15 protein-coding genes are annotated in these 18984 nt (G+C 60.2%); 2 read left to right on the top strand and 13 right to left on the bottom strand.

What is annotated here, in order from left to right:
* Positions 1–80: 80 nt before the first annotated feature.
* From AC0ZWN_RS26405 to AC0ZWN_RS26365, 9 genes are all read right to left on the bottom strand, one after another.
* The gene (locus tag AC0ZWN_RS26405; RefSeq protein WP_093433916.1) at positions 81–602 is read right to left on the bottom strand and encodes a DUF3455 domain-containing protein; all 522 of its coding nucleotides are present in this window, start codon (positions 600–602) and stop codon (positions 81–83) included.
* 159 nt (positions 603–761) lie between these two features.
* Positions 762–2408, bottom strand: a complete 1647-nt coding sequence (locus tag AC0ZWN_RS26400; RefSeq protein WP_476337277.1) for an ABC transporter ATP-binding protein — start codon at positions 2406–2408, stop codon at positions 762–764.
* A gap of 1 nt (position 2409) precedes the next feature.
* Complete coding sequence (locus AC0ZWN_RS26395; RefSeq protein WP_476337275.1) at positions 2410–3432, bottom strand: ABC transporter permease; 1023 nt, start codon at positions 3430–3432, stop codon at positions 2410–2412.
* Positions 3432–4496, bottom strand: a complete 1065-nt coding sequence (locus AC0ZWN_RS26390; protein WP_476337273.1) for a microcin C ABC transporter permease YejB — start codon at positions 4494–4496, stop codon at positions 3432–3434. The genes AC0ZWN_RS26395 and AC0ZWN_RS26390 overlap by 1 nt, the downstream gene beginning before the upstream one ends.
* A gap of 1 nt (position 4497) precedes the next feature.
* Complete coding sequence (locus tag AC0ZWN_RS26385; RefSeq protein WP_476337271.1) at positions 4498–6363, bottom strand: extracellular solute-binding protein; 1866 nt, start codon at positions 6361–6363, stop codon at positions 4498–4500.
* A 148-nt stretch (positions 6364–6511) separates the two neighbouring features.
* The gene (locus AC0ZWN_RS26380) at positions 6512–9223 is read right to left on the bottom strand and encodes a TonB-dependent receptor (protein WP_476337269.1); all 2712 of its coding nucleotides are present in this window, start codon (positions 9221–9223) and stop codon (positions 6512–6514) included.
* A 207-nt stretch (positions 9224–9430) separates the two neighbouring features.
* Complete coding sequence (locus tag AC0ZWN_RS26375; RefSeq protein ID WP_093433931.1) at positions 9431–9832, bottom strand: ExbD/TolR family protein; 402 nt, start codon at positions 9830–9832, stop codon at positions 9431–9433.
* Positions 9832–10518 (bottom strand): MotA/TolQ/ExbB proton channel family protein, encoded by a 687-nt coding sequence (locus AC0ZWN_RS26370; protein WP_371748312.1) that lies wholly within the window; start codon positions 10516–10518, stop codon positions 9832–9834. The genes AC0ZWN_RS26375 and AC0ZWN_RS26370 overlap by 1 nt, the downstream gene beginning before the upstream one ends.
* Before the next feature lie 67 nt (positions 10519–10585).
* The gene (locus AC0ZWN_RS26365; protein ID WP_476337267.1) at positions 10586–11410 is read right to left on the bottom strand and encodes an energy transducer TonB; all 825 of its coding nucleotides are present in this window, start codon (positions 11408–11410) and stop codon (positions 10586–10588) included.
* Between the two features lie 1113 nt (positions 11411–12523).
* Between AC0ZWN_RS26365 and AC0ZWN_RS26360 the strand changes: the two genes are divergently transcribed.
* A complete protein-coding gene (locus tag AC0ZWN_RS26360) occupies positions 12524–13147 on the top strand; it encodes a glutathione S-transferase (protein ID WP_476337265.1) in 624 nt (207 codons plus the stop codon).
* 131 nt (positions 13148–13278) lie between these two features.
* On the opposite strand, the gene AC0ZWN_RS26355 is transcribed toward AC0ZWN_RS26360, so the two are convergent.
* Positions 13279–13719 (bottom strand): CBS domain-containing protein, encoded by a 441-nt coding sequence (locus AC0ZWN_RS26355; RefSeq protein WP_008084932.1) that lies wholly within the window; start codon positions 13717–13719, stop codon positions 13279–13281.
* Between the two features lie 198 nt (positions 13720–13917).
* Between AC0ZWN_RS26355 and AC0ZWN_RS26350 the strand changes: the two genes are divergently transcribed.
* Positions 13918–16278 (top strand): DNA polymerase II, encoded by a 2361-nt coding sequence (locus tag AC0ZWN_RS26350; protein WP_177413121.1) that lies wholly within the window; start codon positions 13918–13920, stop codon positions 16276–16278.
* Here the strand turns inward: AC0ZWN_RS26350 and AC0ZWN_RS26345 are convergent.
* From AC0ZWN_RS26345 to AC0ZWN_RS26335, 3 genes are all read right to left on the bottom strand, one after another.
* Positions 16243–16713, bottom strand: coding sequence for a DUF1810 domain-containing protein (locus AC0ZWN_RS26345; RefSeq protein ID WP_095051020.1), 471 nt, complete (start codon positions 16711–16713; stop codon positions 16243–16245). The two genes, AC0ZWN_RS26350 and AC0ZWN_RS26345, sit on opposite strands and share 36 nt — an antisense overlap.
* Positions 16714–16738: 25 nt before the next feature.
* Complete coding sequence (locus AC0ZWN_RS26340) at positions 16739–17560, bottom strand: aldo/keto reductase (protein ID WP_476337263.1); 822 nt, start codon at positions 17558–17560, stop codon at positions 16739–16741.
* A gap of 184 nt (positions 17561–17744) precedes the next feature.
* A complete protein-coding gene (locus AC0ZWN_RS26335; protein WP_476337261.1) occupies positions 17745–18893 on the bottom strand; it encodes an aldose epimerase family protein in 1149 nt (382 codons plus the stop codon).
* Positions 18894–18984: the final 91 nt, after the last annotated feature.

Below are 18984 nucleotides of genomic sequence, written 5' to 3'. Positions count from 1 at the left end.
GTCAGAGAAGACTGTGTTGACTGACACTCCGCCTTCGCGAGCAAGCTCGCTCCCACAGGGTTTATCAGTGGTGCCAGAAGTCAGTTCGCCGCCCAGAAGATGTAATCGGCCTGGTACTTCACCACTTCCTGCTTGCCCTTGTTCGCCGTTGTGCATTCGCTGCCCGGCGCCACGCCGCCCTTGAGCGCGACACGCTGGATGTAACTCACGCCGCTCATTGCGCCTTTACCCTCGGCGGGGTTGGCCTTGACCAGTTGATAGGGCAGGTTGCCCGGAGTCGACGGCGCCACGGCCAGTTGCGTGCCGGTGACTTTCGAACCGTCCTTGGCCTGCCAGGTCGCTGGTGGGCCGAAGTAGGTGCCGACCTGCTTGCCGCTGCGATCATTGAGCACCGCTTTCGGACCGACAAACGTCCACTCGGTCTGCCCGGCCGCGTTAGGCTTGTCGCGGCACTCGTAGGTGATCTCGCCGACGCCGGTGGTTTCCATCGCAATCTTGTGGCCGTCCGGCACTTTGATCGCGTCGGGGTAACTGCTTTGGGCGAAGGTCGTCGAGGACAGGGCGAGCAAACCGGTGAGGCCAATCAGTTGAGTGATGTTCATCAGTGTTATCTCCAAAAAAGGGTAGACCGCTGACAGCCGAAGAGGGCTGTTACAGGGACTACCCGTGACGGAGGCGTTTGGATGCAGTGCCTGAAAAATATTTTTCAAACCCCACCGATTTCCCCCTGTGGGAGCGAGCTTGCTCGCGAAGGCGGCCTTTCAGCTAATAGAGGTGGTGACTGACCCACCGCTTTCGCGAGCAAGCTCGCTCCCACAGGGTTTTGAGTCGGGCTTGAGGCCGGAGGCTTTCAGGAGTTCCTGGGTATAAGGGTGTTTGGGCGCGGCAAAAATCTCCCGCGACGAACCCTGCTCCACCACCTTGCCATCCTTGATCACCATCAAGTCATGCGCCAGCGCATGTACCACCGCCAGATCATGGCTGATGAACAAATAGGTCAGCCCATGCCTGATCTGCAATTGCCGCAACAACTCCACCACCTGTTTCTGCACCGTGCGATCCAGCGCCGACGTCGGCTCATCCAACAGAATCAGCGCCGGCTCCAGCACCAGTGCGCGGGCGATGGAAATGCGCTGGCGCTGGCCACCGGAAAACTCGTGGGGATAACGATGGCGGCTCTGCGGATCAAGGCCGACTTCCTCCAGCACCCGGATCACCGCCGCTTCCCGCTCAGCGTCAGTGCCGATACCGTGAGTCAGCAAGCCTTCGGCAATGATCTGCTGCACTGACATCCGTGGGCTGAGGCTGCCGAACGGATCTTGAAACACCACTTGAATCTGCCGCCGCAACGGCCGCATCAAACGTTGATTGAGCAAGCTCAGTTGCTTGTTACCAAAACGGATATTGCCCTCGGACTCGACCAACCGCAGTATCGCCTGACCCAGCGTCGATTTACCCGAACCCGACTCGCCGACAATCCCCAAAGTCTTGCCCCGTTGCAGGGTGAAGCTCACGCCGTCCACGGCTTTGATGTAATCCTGCTGGCGACTGAACAACGCCTTGGGCAATGGAAACCACACCTTCAAATCATCGACTTCGAGCAGGTTGTGGTCGTACTCACTGGGCACCGGCGCACCGCTCGGTTCGGCCTCGATCAGCAAGCGACTGTAAGGATGCTGCGGCGCGCGAAACAGCGTTTCGCAATCGGCCTGCTCAACGATCTCGCCTTTACGCATTACGCACACGCGCTGAGCGATACGCCGGACCAGATTGAGGTCATGGCTGATCAGCAACAGTGACATGCCCAACCGTTGCTGCAACTCGATCAGCAGTTCGAGAATCTTCTGCTGCACCGTGACATCCAGCGCCGTGGTCGGCTCATCGGCGATCAACAGTTCCGGCTCGTTGGCCAGCGCCATGGCGATCATCACCCGTTGCCGTTGTCCGCCGGAAAGCTGATGTGGATAGGCTTTCAAACGCTGCAACGGCTGGCGAATGCCGACCAGTTCCAGCAGCTCCAGAGTCCGTTCGCGGGCAGCGCGGCCCTTGAGGCCTTTGTGAATTTCCAGTACTTCGCTGACTTGCTTTTCCACGGTGTGCAGCGGATTCAGCGAGGTCATCGGCTCCTGAAAAATCATCGCAATGCGGTTGCCGCGCAGGCCGCGCATCTGCTGCTCGCTGGCGTGCAGCAAATCCACGCCGTTGTAGCGGATCGCGCCGCTGCTGCTGACGTTCTTGCCCGGCAACAGACGCAGAATCGAATGCGCCGTCACCGACTTGCCCGAGCCGGATTCACCGACCAGCGCCAGGCACTCGCCACGGCGAATATCCAGGTTCAAACCGTGCACCACTTCTTGCCCGGCGAAGGCCACGCGCAGATCGCGAATTTCAATCAGGTTGTCGTTCATCTCAGCTCCTTGGATCAAACGCATCACGGCAAGCCTCACCGATGAAAACCAACAAAGACAAAATCAGCGCCAAGGCGAAAAACGCCGTCAGCCCCAGCCACGGCGCTTGCAGATTGCGTTTGGCCTGACCGATCAACTCGCCCAGCGACGCAGTGCCGGCCGGCATACCGAAACCAAGAAAATCCAGCGCAGTCAGGGTGGCGATGGCGCCGGTGAGAATGAACGGCAGGTAGGTGAGGGTGGAGGTCATCGCGTTGGGCAGGATGTGCCGGCACATCAGTTCGTTGTCGGTCAGGCCCAGCGCTCGCGCGGCTTTGACGTACTCAAGACTGCGCCCCCGCAGAAACTCGGCGCGCACCACATCAACCAGCGCCAGCCAGGAAAACAGCGCCATGATCCCCAGCAACCACCAGAAACTCGGCGAGACGAAACCGGACAAAATGATCAGCAAATACAGCACCGGCAACCCCGACCAGATCTCCAGCAGCCGTTGTCCGAGCAAGTCGACCCAGCCACCGTAATAACCCTGCAACGCCCCGGCAACGATGCCGATCAACGCACTGATACCAGTGAGGATCAGCGCAAACAGAATCGAAATCCGCGTGCCGAAAATCACCCGCGCCAACACGTCGCGCGCCTGATCATCGGTGCCCAGCCAATTGCTCGATGACGGCGGACTCGGTGCCGGTTCGCTGAGGTCGTAATTGACCGTGTCGTAACTGAACGGGATCGGCGGAAACAGCATCCAGCCGCCCTGATCCTCAATCAGCTTGTGTACGTAACTGCTGGCGTAATCCGGTTGAAACGGCAGCTCGCCGCCGAAATCGGTTTCCAGGTAATCGCTGAGGATTGGGAAGTAGAAAGCGTCGTGATAACGGATCACCAGCGGCTTGTCGTTGGCGATCAACTCACCGCCCAGGCAAATCAGGCACAGACCGATAAACAGCCACAGCGACCAGCGTCCACGGCGGTTGGCTTTAAACTGCGCAACGCGGCGTTGGCCGAGAGGGGAAAGAGTGAACATCAGGCAGTCCTCGCCGAGAAGTCGATGCGCGGGTCGAGCAGGGTGTAGCAGAGGTCGCCGATCAGCTTGATCAACAAACCAAAGAGGGTGAACAGAAACAGCGCGCCGAACACCACCGGGTAATCCCGCGACACTGCTGCCTCGTAACTCATGCGCCCGAGGCCGTCGAGGTTGAAGATGGTTTCGATCAGCAAGGAACCGGCGAAAAACACCTCGATCAGCGCCGACGGCACACCGGCTACCACCAACAGCATCGCGTTGCGAAACACATGGCCGTAGAGCACGCGCCTCTCGGTCAAACCCTTGGCCCGCGCGGTGATCACGTACTGACGGCTGATCTCGTTGAGGAAGCTGTTTTTGGTGAGGATCGTCAACGTCGCAAAGCCGCCGATCACCAACGCCGTCACCGGCAACACCAGGTGCCAGAGGTAGTCGCCGACCTTGCCCAATGTGCTGAGGCTGTCGAAGTTGTCCGAGACCAGCCCTTGCACCGGAAACCAGTTCACGTAGCTGCCACCGGCAAACACCACGATCAACAGAATCGCGAAGAGGAGCGCCGGCATCGCATAGCCGATGATGATCGCCGTGCTGCTCCAGACATCAAACGCGCTGCCGTTCCTGATCGCTTTGCGAATGCCCAGCGGGATCGAAATCAGGTAGGTGATCAACGTCGCCCACAAGCCCAGCGACAGCGACACCGGCAGCTTCTGCACAATCAGATCGGTGACTTTGGCACCGCGAAAGAAGCTGCTGCCCAGATCCAGCTGCGCGTAGTTTTTCAGCATCAACCACAGGCGTTCGTGCATCGGTTTGTCGAAGCCGTAATGTTGTTTGATCTCCTCGATCAGCGCCGGATCGAGGCCTCGGCTGCTGCGCCCGGCGCCGCCAACCGCAGCGACCTCGCCACCACCGCCCATGCTGTGCCCGCCGAAGCCTTGCAAGCGTGCGATGGCTTGCTCCACCGGGCCACCCGGCGCGGCCTGCACGATGAGAAAATTGACCACCAGAATGCACAGCAGCGTCGGGATGATCAGCAGTAAACGTCGACTCAGATAACGCAACATGTCACTGGCCCCCCGCAAGCTGGCTGTGCATTTGTTGCGTGGTCAGCGCCTTGGCCGATACCTCCCACCAGGTGTTGAGGCCTTCGTCGTAGGCCGGTTGCACGGCCGGCATGCCGAAGCGGTTCTGATACACCGTCGGTGTGCCTTTGGAGTAGTAGTTGGGAATCATGTAGTAACCCCATTGCAGCACCCGGTCGAGGGCGCGGGCGTAATGCACCATGGCTTCGCGGGTGTTGGCCTGGACCAGCCCGTCGATCAGTTGATCGACCGCCGGATTGGCCAATACCATCGAGTTCGAGCTGCCGACTTGCGTGGCACTTTGCGAGGCGTACAGGCTGTACAACTCGCGGCCGGGCGAGACGATCGGATCGCCGCTGCGCGGGAAACTGGTGACGATCATGTCGTAGTCGCGGGCGTTGAGGCGGTTGACGTATTGCGCTGAATCGATGCGCCGCAAATTCAGGGTGATGCCGATCTGCGCGAGGGTGCGTTTGAACGGCAGCAACATGCGGTCGAAGCCGCCCTGACCGTCGAGAAAGGTGAACTCCAACGGCTCGCCAGCAGCGTTGACCAAGCGATTGTGTTGCGGCGTCCAGCCAGCCTCGGCGAGCAGCTTCAGTGCTTGCAGTTGTTTATCGCGGATGTAGCCGCTGCCATCGGTTTTCGGCGCCTGATAAACCTCGGTGAAGACCTCGTCGGGAATCTGCCCACGCAGCGGTTCGAGGATCTTCAATTCTTCGGCGTCGGGCAGGGCGGTGGCGGCCATTTCGCTCTTCGGCCAGAAGCTGTTCTGGCGCACGTAGAAGCCGCGCATCATCTGTTTGTTGGTCCACTCGAAATCCCACAGCAGGCTGATCGCCTGACGCACGCGGCGATCCTTGAAGAACGGGTTCTGCAGGTTGAACACGAAGCCCTGAGCGGCGGTGGGTTTGTCCGGGGCGAGGATCGACTGTTGCAAACGACCGTCGCGCAATGCCGGGCTGTCGTAGCCGACCACATAACCAGACGAGGAGAACTCGCGGTTGTAGTCGAACGCGCCGGCCTGCAGCAGTTGGCGGGCGACGTCGGTGTCGCCGTAGAAATTCACCGTGAGGGTGTCGAAGTTGTACATCCCGCGACTGACCGGCAGGTCTTTGCCCCACCAGTCCGGATCGCGCTCGAAACTGATGCTGCGCCCGGCGTCGACCTTGCTGACCCGGTACGGGCCGCTGCCCAGCGGTGGCTCGAAACCGCCGCCATTGGCGAAGTCGCGAGTTTTCCACCAGTGCTCGGGGACCACGCGCATCGTCGCCAGATCCAGCGCCAAGGTGCGGTTGAGGTTGTTCTTGAAGGTGAAGCGCACCTGCCGTGGGCCTTCGATCAGCACGTCCTGCACATCGGCGTATTGCTGGCGATAACTCAGGCTGCCTTTGGTCATCAACAGGTTGAAGGTGTAGCGCACGTCTTCGGCGGTGATCGGTGTACCGTCGGCGAAACGTGCTTTTGGATTGAGGGTGAAGCGCACCCAGAGTCCATCGGGATCGCGCTCGATCTGCTGCGCGACCAGTGCGTAAACGGTGTACGGCTCGTCGAGTGAACGGAACGCCAGCGGCGAATACACCCAGTCGTTGACCTGCACCACGGAAATGCCCTGATCGGCATACGGGCTGATGTAGTTGTACTGGCCGATCTCCATCGACGCGCGACTGAGCGAACCGCCCTTCGGCGCGTTGGGATCGACGAAATCAAAGTGCTGGAAGTTCGCCGGATACTTCGGCGCCTCGCCGTACACCGTCAGCGCATAGCTGCCAGCGGCCAGCGCCGAGGTGCCGTTGCACAGCAGCGCACTGCCCAAAAGCAGGCCCGCCATGTTGCGCAAAAAACTCATGCGATCACTCCTTAATTCCTGAATGCACACAGATCAAAACTGTAGGAGTGAGCCTGCTCGCGATGAGGCCAAGTCAGACCCTGCAAGGTTGACTGAAAAAACGCTATCGCGAGCAGGCTCACTCCTACAGGAGTTGCGGTGCTCTTGGTTAGAAGTGGTAAGTCATGCGCGCAAACAAAGTACGGCCCAGCGGGTCGGTGTAGCGCGGGTCATAGCCGCTCTGGAAGTTGTAGGCCTGGTTGGAGAACGGCGGGTTGCGGTCGAACACGTTCTTCATCCCGGCATCGACATCCAGCACCTTGTTGAAGGTGTAGCCGGCCGACAGGTCCCACACCGAATACGACGCCACGCGTGCGTGGGTGTCGCGGTCGTAGTCGTTGTAACCCGTGGTGAAGCGGTTGGTCAGTGCCGCCCGCGCCGCGCCGAAGGTCCAGCTGCCGGTGAGGTTGTGCTTCCAGCGCGCGATCACGCCGTCACCCTGGAAGTCGCCGACCTTGTCGGTGAACGGGCCTTTGATGGTGCTCTGGAAGTCGTATTCATCGACGTAGGTGCCTTGCAGGCCCAGACCGAACTGACCGTACGGCGTGTTCGGGAAGCGATAATCCAGCGACACATCGACACCGTTGGTTTCGACAATGCCGAGGTTGGCGTTGCCGGTGACGATGTAGTTGAGCGTGCCATCGGCGTTGCGCACGAAGCGATCCGGGTAAGAGCCGGCCTGATCAAACACGGTGGATTCCGGGAACGGCTGGATCTGGTTGGAGATGTGAATCCACCAGAAATCCAGACCCACCGAGAGGTTGTTGATCGGCTGATACACGAAGCCGAGGGTCACGTTACGGGCCTTTTCCGGGGCCAGATCTTCGTTGCCGCCGATCTGGTTGAGGAACTGCTGACCGCAATCACGGCCGCCGTTACCGCCCGGTTGCACCACGCCGCCAGTACACAGCACCGGGTCGTTGTAGTAACCCTGAGTGAAAGTGATGCTGCGCGGCGAATACAGCTCGTACAGCGACGGCGCACGGAAGCCTTCACTGTAGGCGCCACGCACCACCAGCTCTTTCAACGGCTGATAACGGAACGAGTATTTCGGGTTGGTGGTGCTACCGAAGTCGCTGTATTTGTCGTGACGCACGGCGGCGGACAGTTCGAGGCTGTCGAGCACCGGCACGTTGATTTCGGCGTAGGCGGCTTTGACGCTGCGGTCGCCCTCGACACTGCCGTTGGGGTCGATGCCGAGGCTCTGGATGTCGCCGGCGAACGACTCGAAGTCCTGATGGAATTTCTCTTTGCGGTACTCGCCACCCAAGGCCAGGCCGGACGGACCTGCGCCGAACCAGTCGCCGATTTCACGACTGATACGACCATCGAAACCGGCTACACGGCCCACAGCAGTGGAGTAGGCGCCGTGGTACGCCGCGTTGTCGATGTACTGCTGACCGGCGGCGGACTGCGGGCCGAACGGGTTGAGCAAACCACTGGCCAGACCATTGATCATCGCCTGGTCGCTGACAAAGCCATTGGTGACGCTGGAGACGATTTTGTTCTGGTTGTACGAGGCGCCGACGTTGTAATCCCAGCCGGCGACCAGACCATCGAAACTGAGCAGGAAGCGCTGGCTGGTGTTCTGGTCTTTCGATTCACGCGGGCCGGCCGCAGTTTCACGCCAGTTGACGTCGACCGGTTGGGTCGGGTCGAGGGCGAAATCGGTTGGCGCCGGGGTGATGCCGTTGCCGGGATAGTAGGGCGACGAAGAATCGAGGCTCAGACCGGTCAACGGCGCAGGGCCGATCGCCGTGGCGTTGTTGTTGCGCGACCAGAAGTACTCGAGATTGACGTTGTGATCGTCGCCGAGTTTGCCGGTGGTTTTGCCGAAGAACGAGGTCTTCTCGGTCTGTGGCACCAGGTCGATGTATTCACGGGTGCTGAAGCGGCACAAGCCGTCGCGAGCGATCAGGTTGGGGCCGTTGCAATTGCTGTTGGCCAGTGGGTTGGTGGCGTTGCCGTTCTGGCTGTAGTTGCCGGGAAACGCGGTGCCGGAGGTCTGATCGAGGCCGCGACCCGGGGCGTAGTCGGTGGCGAAGGAGCGGTCGTTGGCGTCGAGGTTCTGCTGCTTGTTGTAGTTGAACACGCCGAGGACGTTGAAGCGGTCTTCTTCCAGATCGCCGTAGCCCCAACTGGCGCTCATGTCTTTGGTTTGGCCGCCGCCGCTGTGGGTCGGGGTTTCGCCGCCGAGGGTCAGTTGGCCGTCGGTCAGGGATTTCTTGGTGATGAAGTTGATCACACCGCCGATGGCGTCGGTGCCGTACAGGGCCGAGGCACCGTCACGCAGGACTTCCACACGTTCGATGGCGGCAAACGGGATCATGTTCAGATCCACCGCGCCGCCGGCCGAGTTGGTCCCCGACAAGGCGTTGTTGGCCAGGCGTCGACCGTTGAGCAGCACCAGCGTCTTGTTTGCGCCGATGCCGCGCATGTCGGCGAATGAGGCGCCGCCAGTGGCTGCGCCCACGGAGCCTGCGCTGTTGTTGATCGACTGGCTGCCGGTGATGCGCTGCACCAGTTCGGCGGTGGTGGTCACGCCCTGTTTGCGCAGCTCATCGGCCTTGAGAATGGTGATCGGCACTGCCGTTTCCGCATCGACCCGGCGAATCGCCGAACCGGTCACTTCCACCCGTTGCAGTTGCGTGGTCGGCGCAACCACCGCCGCAGCCGCCGGGACGTTAGCGTTGTCGTCCTCGGCCGCCTGCACAGTCCCGGCGCCCATCCCCATGGCCACCAGATACAACGGAACAAAACGGTGACGAGAAATCGTTGCCACCAATGGTTTGAGCGTGAAGCGTGGAGTGTTCATCAGCATGGTTATTTCCGACTTTTTAGACGTTATCGAATTGGCCTTGTGAGCCCCTCATTGCTCCGCTATCGGTGATACCGCGTGCGGAAAACCACTTTCTTCAAGCAAGCCGATCCCATCCGAAGACGCGTGGCGTTTTTTCGGTCGGCTGGTTGCGACGGGAGTCAGCGAGCGGTGGCGGGCGTGTCTCTCAAGGCGCGCCCGCCACCGCACTCAATGGGTGGTCATCACCGATATTTTGGTGATGCCCGAGCGTTCGATCGACGCCATGGCTTTCGCCACCTGGCCGTAATTGACGGCGGAGTCGGCCTGCAACTGCACGCGCACTTCGCTGTCCTTGGCCTTGACCTCTTTGAGGCTGGCTTCCAGCGATTCCGGCGCCAGCTCGGTTTTCGCCAGATAGAACTTGCCGTCCTGATCGACGCTGACCACCACCGGATCCTTCTTCTCGGCGGGGGCGACGGCGTCGGTTTTCGGCAGGTTGACCTTGATCGCGTTGGTCATCAGCGGCGCGGTGACGATGAACACCACCAGCAGCACGAGCATCACGTCGACCAGTGGCGTGACGTTCATTTCGCTGAGCACTTCATCGCTGTCTTGAGTGGAAAAGGACATCAGCTGGCCTCCCGCACGGCGGCCGTGGTTTTGCTGGCGATGGCCTGACGGCTGATGGAAAACGCACTGCGCGAGGCGAGGGCGTCGAAGTCATGGGCGAAGTCATCCATGTCCGCCGAGGCCAGTTTCAAGCGGCGCAGGAAGAAGTTGTAAATCAGCACCGCCGGCACCGCGACAGCGATACCGACGCCGGTGGCGATCAACGCGTGACCGATGGGACCGGCGACCGCTTCAAGGCTGGCCGAACCGGTTTCGCCGATGCTTTTCAGCGCTTCCATGATTCCCCACACGGTGCCGAACAAACCAATGAACGGCGCGGTGCTGCCGATACTGGCGAGGATCGCCTGGCCGTTTTCCAGGGAGCGGCGTTCCTTCTGGATCTGCTGGCGCAGGTTGCGTTCCAGGCGATCAGAACGGTTGATGGTGTGCGCCAATTGCTGGGTGGTACGCGGCGAATCTTCCACCAGCAGCGCTTCGAAACCGCTGCTGGCGATACGCGCCAGCGAGCCCGGATACTGGCTGGCGTGTTCGGCGGCGGTGAGCAGATCCGGCGCGCCCCAGAAGGCTTTGCTGAATTGTTTGTTCTGCGCTTTCTGCCGCAGGTACTGCGCCGACTTGACCAGCAGGATCGCCCAGCTGACCACGGAAAACAGCACCAGACCCCAGAGCACGCCGGGGACAATCATCGAAGACAAATCGTTCATGGTGACACCTCGCTTGCGTTATTCGGTTGTGCGTTGATTGAGCGTTCGGTTATTGCGGCAATTTGAAATCGATGGTCTGGGTGGCGAAGCCGTCGATCGGCGTATCACCGCGTTTGGCCGGAATAAACTTCCAGTTCTTCACGGCGGCGACGGCGGCGTCATCCAGTTGCGGTTTGCCGCTGGATTTGGTCACCGTCACCGTGCCGGCGCGACCGTTGGCGAGTACCTGAATGCGTAGCACCACGCTGCCTTCCCAGTTGCGCCGCAGTGCCAGCGACGGGTATTCCGGCGGCGGATTGCCAAGGCTGGCGAGACCGGAAATCGCTGCCGACTCCTTGACCGGACCCGGCGCGGCGGCAGGGGCCGGTGGCGCGCTCGGGGTGGCCGGGGCAGCAGGAGCCGCCGGTTGTGCCGGCGCCGGTGGCGCTTTCGGTGGCTCGACCTTTTTCACCGGTTTCGGCTTCTCGACCGGTTTCGGTTTTTCGATAGGCTTGGGTTTCTCCACCGGTTTCGGTGGTGGCTTGACCGCGTCCTCGTCTTCCACCGGTTGTTCCGGTTCCGGCGGTGGTGGCGGAGGAGGCGGTGGTGGCGGTTCCGGTGTGGGCGGTGCCGGTGGCGTCGGGCTGGTCAGCTCAACGGTCATTTCCGGAATCTGCGGTGGCGTTGGCAATGGCTCGGTTCTGGATTGCTGGAGAAACCACCAGGCGCCGCCGTGTATCAGCGCCGACACAGCCACCAGCAACACCATCTGCTGTTTATTCAGACCGCCGGGTTGCGAAGTGTTGGCTTTAAACGCCGGCCTGCCCGGAGGCGGCGGAATTGGCGCTTCCCGCAACGACCCCGGCAGGGTTCTGTGCTTTACCGCATCGTTCATTAAAGCTCCCTCGGGTTGATGAAGGGCAATAAGGTGCCGTCCGAACATCCAGGAGATGTTCGAGTGGGTGGGTGCAACTTTCTTCAAGGTGAGCAGAAGCCGATAGTTGAACTATCCGGTTAACAAGGCTTGTGCAAACTTACTGGCTTGGCGTCATCGACTTTGAGTGTTCATTGGCCATTCCCTGGTTGTTCTTCTATTGCGTAAGACAACGGTCGGTGTCTCATGCTTGTTACACATAGCAACCGCTGTGCCAGATATTGCTGAAATGTAGAGTGCGTATTTCATGAGTGTTACCCATGTCGCATTTATATAAGTTTTAACCTTGTCGTGGTTTTTCCATGGCGCGCAGATTGCCGTTACTCCGGTCGAGGGAGCTTTTTCACAGGCGAGTCAGGCTGTGCGCCATATCACGCTGATCGGCGGGATAGAGCGGCGGCTTGGCTTGCGGCCAGGGCACTTGCTGGTGCGCGGCGGACCGAATTGGTGCGGGTCAATGTTTTAGCGGCTCACGGGGCATGTTCCTTGTTGTTGGTTAAATGAAATCACTGTTTGAAGTATTGAATAGTTCAAATCCGTGGAGCGGTTTTGGTGCACTTGAAGTGGCGCTGAAAGTTATTGTTCGACAATCCTGCTATCGTTCAATGCGCACTGCGTTTGCGTAGTAACTGTCCGAGTCTTATTTAAAAAATAAATAGCACGCTGCCGTCGGCCAATAACTCATTGGCGAACGCAGTGCGCTGTCGAGGTGTCAGGTAATAAAGTAAGTGTGAAGGCAGCCGGGACTGTTCGGATGAACTCGGCGGCGAACGGATAAATGCAAAGAGGCTGTGATGCGGCAGAGCGTTTGAAGATTCACGCGGTGAACTCCTTGTTGCCAGCTCGGATACGCGAACTTTTGGTTCGGTATCGCACCTTACAAGAACGCGGATAGCGTTCGATGAATGCTCTTGGTGCGGGATGGGCACCGCCAGCGCTGTTTTGCGAGGTTTGAATTCGCAAGTCGCGAGTGCATGGGAAAACCGTGCCAAAACCGATACACAGGCAGATTTTTTCTACACCCACGCTACAGCCATCTACCCTGTGGCAATGGTCTTTTCGGGGGGATTGGATATGTACCAGCTCTACGGGCACAGAAATTCAGGCGCAGCCGCCATCGAAGCGGCGCTGGAGCTGTGCCAGATCGCTTACCGTTTCATTGATATCGAAGCCAGCACCGAAGCTGCCGAGGCGTTGGCGCAGCTCAATCCACTCAAGCAGATACCGACCTTGCAACTGCCCGATGGCAGCGCCATCACCGAGAGCGCGGCGATCCTGATTCATCTGGGCCTGACATTTCCCAAGTCCGGCCTGCTGCCAACCAAGGCGAATGATCGCGACCAGGCCATTCGCGGCCTGGTCTATATCGTCAGCAATTGCTACGCAGCGATCGGCGTCATCGATTATCCGGAGCGCTGGCTGCTGATGCCCGACGAAGCCTCGCAGCAAAATCTGATCGCTGGTGCGCGTGCGCGTTTGCACTGGAGTTGGGAGGTGTTTGCCGACCAGTTTTCTGCAGAGTTGTATCTGGATGACGAAACGCCGGGAGCGCTGGATGTGCTCGCGGCAGTGGTGACACGCTGGGCGGGCAGTCGCGAGCATTTGCGCCAGACGCGACCGGGGTTTTATGCGTGGTTGCAGCGGATTGACCGGCATCCGGTGCTGGCGCCGGTCTTCGCCCGGCATTGGCCGTCCTGACCGACGATGATCGTTCCCACGCTCCGCGTGGTAATGCAGCCCGGGACGCTCTGCGTCCCAAAGCGTGACGCAGAGCGTCACGGGAGGTATTCCTTTGCTGCGCGTGGGAACGATCATGAGGAGGACGGGGATTATTCCCCGCGAATGTACTGCTCCAGTTGCTTGATCAGCTCTGCCTGTTCGGCAATCGCTTCCTTGACCAGGTCACCGATCGACAGCAAGCCGATCAACTTGCCGTTCTCCACCACTGGCAAGTGGCGCAGGCGTTTGTCCGACATGATGCCCAGGCAGGTGTCGACAGTTTGGTGGGTGTCGACGGTGATCACGTTCGCCACCATGATGTCGCGCACCGGCGTGCCCACGGATGAGCGGCCATGCAGCACCAGTTTGCGTGCGTAATCGCGTTCACTGATGATGCCGACCACCTTATCGTCTTCGACCACCAGCAAGGCGCCGACGTTTTTCTCGGCCATCTTCATCAGCGCTTCGAGCACCATGTGATCAGGCTTGATCTGGTGCACTTCCTGATTTTTCTGATCTTTGAGCTTGAGCAGTTGGGCGACGGTCTTCATGGCGGTTACTCAGGTGTTGTCGTTGTTCTCCAAGCATCGTAGACGCAAGCGCGTAGGGCAAGGTGGCAAAGCGGCAGATAACACGCAAAAAACGTCATTCGCCGGTTTTTTCCGTGGTTGACGCCGATTTATCGCCAGGGTCATCCCGTGCAATGCCGCGTAGAATGCCCCTCTGTTTCAATTTCTGAGGTTGCAGTGGTGGATTTACCGCAGGGCTTCGTCCTGACCCGGCATTGGCGCGATACCGCGGCCGGCACCGAAGTCGAGTTCTGGCTGGCGACTGACGCCGGGCCGCGCCGTGTGCGTTTGCCGCATCAGCCGTCGGTGGCGTTTATTCCCGCCGAGCAGCGCGCAGCGGCCGAACGTCTGCTGCATGACGAGAAGAATGTCGAACTGCGCCCGCTGGCCTTGCAGGATTTCGAACATCGCCCGGTGCTCGGTCTGTATTGCCAGCAACACGGCCAATTGATGCGCCTGGAAACCGCGCTCAACCGCAACGGGGTCGACGTTTTCGAAGCCGATGTGCGCCCGCCGGAGCGCTATCTGATGGAGCGCTTTATCACCGCACCGGTGCAGTTCAGCGGCACGCCCGATGCCGACGGCGTATTGCTCAACGCCCAGCTCAAACCTGACCCCGATTATCGACCGAAGCTGCGCCTGGTCTCGCTGGACATCGAGACTACCGAAACCGGCGAGCTGTACTCCATCGCGCTCGAAGGCTGTGGCGAGCGTCAGGTGTACATGCTTGGCGCGCCGAATGGCGATAACAGCATCGTCGATTTCGACCTCGAATACTGCGACTCGCGCACCATCATTCTGAAGAAGCTCAATGACTGGTTCGCGCGCCACGACCCCGACGCGATCATTGGCTGGAACGTCGTGCAGTTCGATCTACGCATCCTCCACGAACACGCGCGACGCCTCGGCGTGCCGCTGAAAATCGGCCGTGGCGGCGAAGAAATGCAATGGCGCGAACACGGCAGCCGCAATCACTACTTCGCCTCGGCGGCGGGGCGGCTGATCATCGACGGTATCGAGTCGCTGCGTTCAGCGACCTGGAGCTTTCCTTCCTTCAGCCTGGAAAACGTCGCCCAGACCCTGCTCGGCGAAGGCAAGTCCATCGACAACCCGTACCAGCGCATGGACGAAATCAACCGCATGTTCGCCGAGGACAAACCGGCGCTGGCCAAGTACAACCTCAAGGACTGTGAACTGGTCACGCGGATCTTCGCCAAGACTGAATTGCTGACCTTTTTGCTCGAACGCGCCAGCGTCACCGGATTGCCGGCGGACCGCAGTGGCGGCTCGGTGGCAGCATTCACGCATCTGTACATGCCGTTGATGCACCGCCAGGGTTTTGTTGCGCCGAACCTCGGCACCAATCCGCCGCAGGCCAGCCCCGGCGGGTTTGTCATGGACTCGCAACCGGGCTTGTACGAATCGGTGCTGGTGCTCGATTACAAGAGCCTGTATCCGTCGATCATCCGCACCTTTTTGATCGATCCGGTGGGCCTGATCGAAGGCCTGCAACACCCGGATGACGCCGACTCCGTGGCGGGTTTCCGTGGCGCAAGGTTCTCGCGTACTCGCCATTGCCTGCCGTCGATCGTCTCGCGGGTGGCCGAAGGTCGGGAGACCGCCAAGCGCGAGCACAACGCACCGCTGTCGCAAGCGCTGAAAATCATCATGAACGCCTTCTACGGCGTGCTCGGCTCCAGCGGTTGCCGCTTCTTCGATACGCGGCTGGCCTCATCGATCACCCTGCGCGGTCACGAGATCATGTTGCGCACGCGCAAGCTGATCGAAGAGCAGGGCCACGCGGTGATCTACGGCGACACCGACTCGACCTTCGTCTGGCTGCGTCGTCCGCACGGGCAGGAAGAAGCGGCCAGCATCGGTCATGCGCTGGTCAAGCACGTCAACGACTGGTGGCGCGCGCATGTGCGTGAAGAATATGGGCTAGAAAGCGCCCTCGAACTGCAATTCGAAATTCACTACAAACGTTTCCTGATGCCGACCATTCGCGGCGCGGAGGAGGGCAGCAAGAAACGTTATGCCGGTCTGGTCACCCGTGCCGACGGCAGCGATGAAATGGTCTACAAAGGTCTGGAAACCGTGCGCACCGATTGGTCGCTGCTGGCCCGGCAATTTCAGCAGGAACTCTACGAGCGGATTTTCCAGCGCAAGCCCTATCAGGATTACGTGCGCGACTACGTGCGCAAAACCCTTGCCGGCGAATTCGATGATCGGCTGGTGTACCGCAAACGCCTGCGCCGCACCCTCGACGATTACGAGCGCAACGTACCGCCGCATGTGCGTGCGGCGCGGCTGGCCGACGACTACAACGCGCAGCACGGGCGCCCACGGCAATACCAGAACGGCGGCTGGATCAGCTACGTCATCACCCTGGCCGGCCCGGAGCCTTTGGAAGTGCGCCGCGCCGCCATCGACTACGACCACTACATCACCCGGCAACTGCAACCGGTGGCGGATGCGATTCTGCCGTTTGTCGACGACGATTTCTCAACCCTGATCGGGGGGCAACTGGGCCTGTTTTGAGTCGAGCAATTGCAGCGTCCATTCATCGAGAATGCCGTGAAAATAGCGCTCCAGCGCTTGAGTGAACACGCTGTCTTCAGCGGCGAACTGAGCAAACAGGGTCATCGAGGAATGAAACTTCAGGTCATCGGGATGGCCGAAAATCTCCGCGATCGAGCGCTGTTTCACCTTCAGCACTAACTGCGTGCAGGTACGCAGGCGCGCGCCGAGCAGCTCGTGGGCCAGATAGGCCCGGGCTTCCTCGGCTGAACCGATGGCGAAGCGCCGGGACATTTCACTGCCGCCCAGGCCGGCGAACTGCGGAAAGACAAACCACATCCAGTGGCTGCGTTTGCGGCCCTCATCGAGTTCGCGTTGCACGCGCTCGAACACCGGGTCCTGGGCCTGGACAAAACGTTGCAGGTTGAACGGGTCGTACTGATCTGTGCTTCTCATCGCGAAGCCCTCGCCAGTCGGCGGCTCAGACCATGGCCAGCCGCTGCTTGCGTTGTGGCGCTTGAAACACCTGGTCCAGCGCCGCCAGATCCCCGGCCTCCAGTTGCAGTTGCGCGGCTTGTGCATTGAGTTGCACGTGTTCCGGTCGCACAGCCTTGGGAATCGCAATCACACCATCCTGACGCAGAATCCACGCCAGCGAAACCTGTGCGGGGGTTACGCCATGACGAGCGGCAATCTCATTCAGTACCGGTTCAGCCAGCATCGCGCCGCCCTGGCCGATTGGACAGTAGGCCATCAGCGGCATGCGCTGCTGTTGGCACCACGGCAGCAGATCGAATTCGATACCGCGCTCTTCGAGGTTGTACAGCACCTGATTGGTCGCGCAGGCGGAACTGGAGAGTTCTTCAAGATCATCGACATCGAAATTCGACACGCCCCAACGGCCGATCTTGCCGTCCTCGCGCAGGCGTTCGAAGGCCTCGACGGTTTCTTCCAGCGGATACTGGCCGCGCCAGTGCAACAGATAGAGGTCGATGTAATCGGTGTCGAGCCGCCGCAGACTACGCTCGCAAGCTTGCGGGATGCCCTTGCGGCTGGCGTTGTGCGGGTAGACCTTGCTCACCAGAAACACCTGATCGCGAATGCCGGCAATGGCTTCGCCAACGACTGATTCGGCGCCGCCCTCGGCGTACATTTCGGCGCTGTCGATCAGAGTCATGCCCAACTCGATACCCGTGCGCAGCGCGGCTACTTCACGCTTGTGCGCCGAGCGGTCTTCGCCCATGCGCCAGGTGCCTTGGCCAATGATCGGAACCTGGACGCCGGCCAGTTCGAGGGTACGCATGCAAACCTCCTTGCTGAATGTGTCGATACCTTTTAGTGGGCAGCAGGATAGACCAGATCGTTCCCACGCTCTGCGTGGGAATGCAGCCCGGGACGCTCCGCGTCCCTTCGCGAGCTGGAACGCGGAGCGTCCCTTGAGGCATTCCTTTGCTGCGCGTGGGAACGATCAGGTACGGCGGGGCGAGTTATTTTGCGGAGAACTTCAACACCACGCTGTGGCTGTAAGTCTGCCCCGGATCAAGCCGAGTACTCGGGAAGTCCGGCTGATTTGGCGAATCCGGATAATGCTGAGTCTCCAGGGTAAACGCGCCCCAGTGCGGATACACCTTGCCACCCTTGCCCTTGACCGTACCGTCGAGGAAGTTGCTGGTATAGAACTGCACACCCGGTTCCGTGGTGAACAACTGCAGCACGCGACCGGACTGCGGATCGCTGACCTCAGTCGCAACTTTGCCGATATCGCCCTTGGTATCCAGCGCCCAGTTGAAATCAAACCCACCCTGTTTCGGCTCAGCGAATTTCAGCTGCGGATGATCAGCCTTGATGTGCGTGCCGATCGCAGTGGGTTTGGTGAAGTCCATCGGTGTGCCGGCCACGGGCGCCAGTTCGCCGGTCGGGATCAGTTTGGCGGTGACCGGGGTGTAATGGCTGGCGTGCAGGGTGGCGACCTGTTTGAGGATGTCGCCATTGCCGGCGCCGGCGAGGTTGAAGTAGCTGTGGTTGGTCAGGTTGAGCACCGTCGGTTTGTCGGTGCTGGCCTTGTAGTCGATGCGCAGTTCGTTGTTATCGGTGAGGCGATAGGTCACCTCGGTGGTGAGGTTGCCGGGGAAACCCATTTCGCCGTCCGCCGACAGATAGGTCAGGGTCACGCCGACGGAATCCTTGTCCTCGGTTTCCTGGGCTTTCCAGACTTTCTTGTCGAAGCCCTGTGGGCCGCCGTGCAGCGCGTTGGTCTTGTCGTTCTGCGGCACTTGATAGCGCTTGCCGTCGAGTTCGAAGGCACCTTCGGCGAGGCGATTGCCGAAGCGGCCGATGGTTGCGCCGAAGTAGGCGGTGCCTTTCTGGTAACCCTGTACATCATCGAAGCCGAGCAAGACGTCGTCGAACTTGCCGTGCTTGTCGGCGACTTTCAGCGATTGCAGGGTCGCGCCGTAGGTGATGACGGTGGCCTGCATGCCGTGGCTGTTGCGCAGGATGTATTGCTCGACGGGCGTGCCGTCATTGGTTTTGCCGAAGGCTTTGTGTTCGGCGCTGAGGCCGGCCGCGTTGGCGGAGAGGGTGGCGATCATCAGGGACAGTCCGAGGCCGGAGAGCAGGTGACGGGATTGAAGCATGGTTGACCTTCCTTTTTGTTGTTGTTTTTGAAAGCGGCGTTCTATCGGTATGTTGATCACCGAAAAAACAAAGTAGTCATACTAAATACTC

It is taken from the genome of Pseudomonas sp. 3B-A001-10F (assembly GCF_056313565.1).
This window is presented reverse-complemented; position numbering and strand designations above follow the sequence as displayed.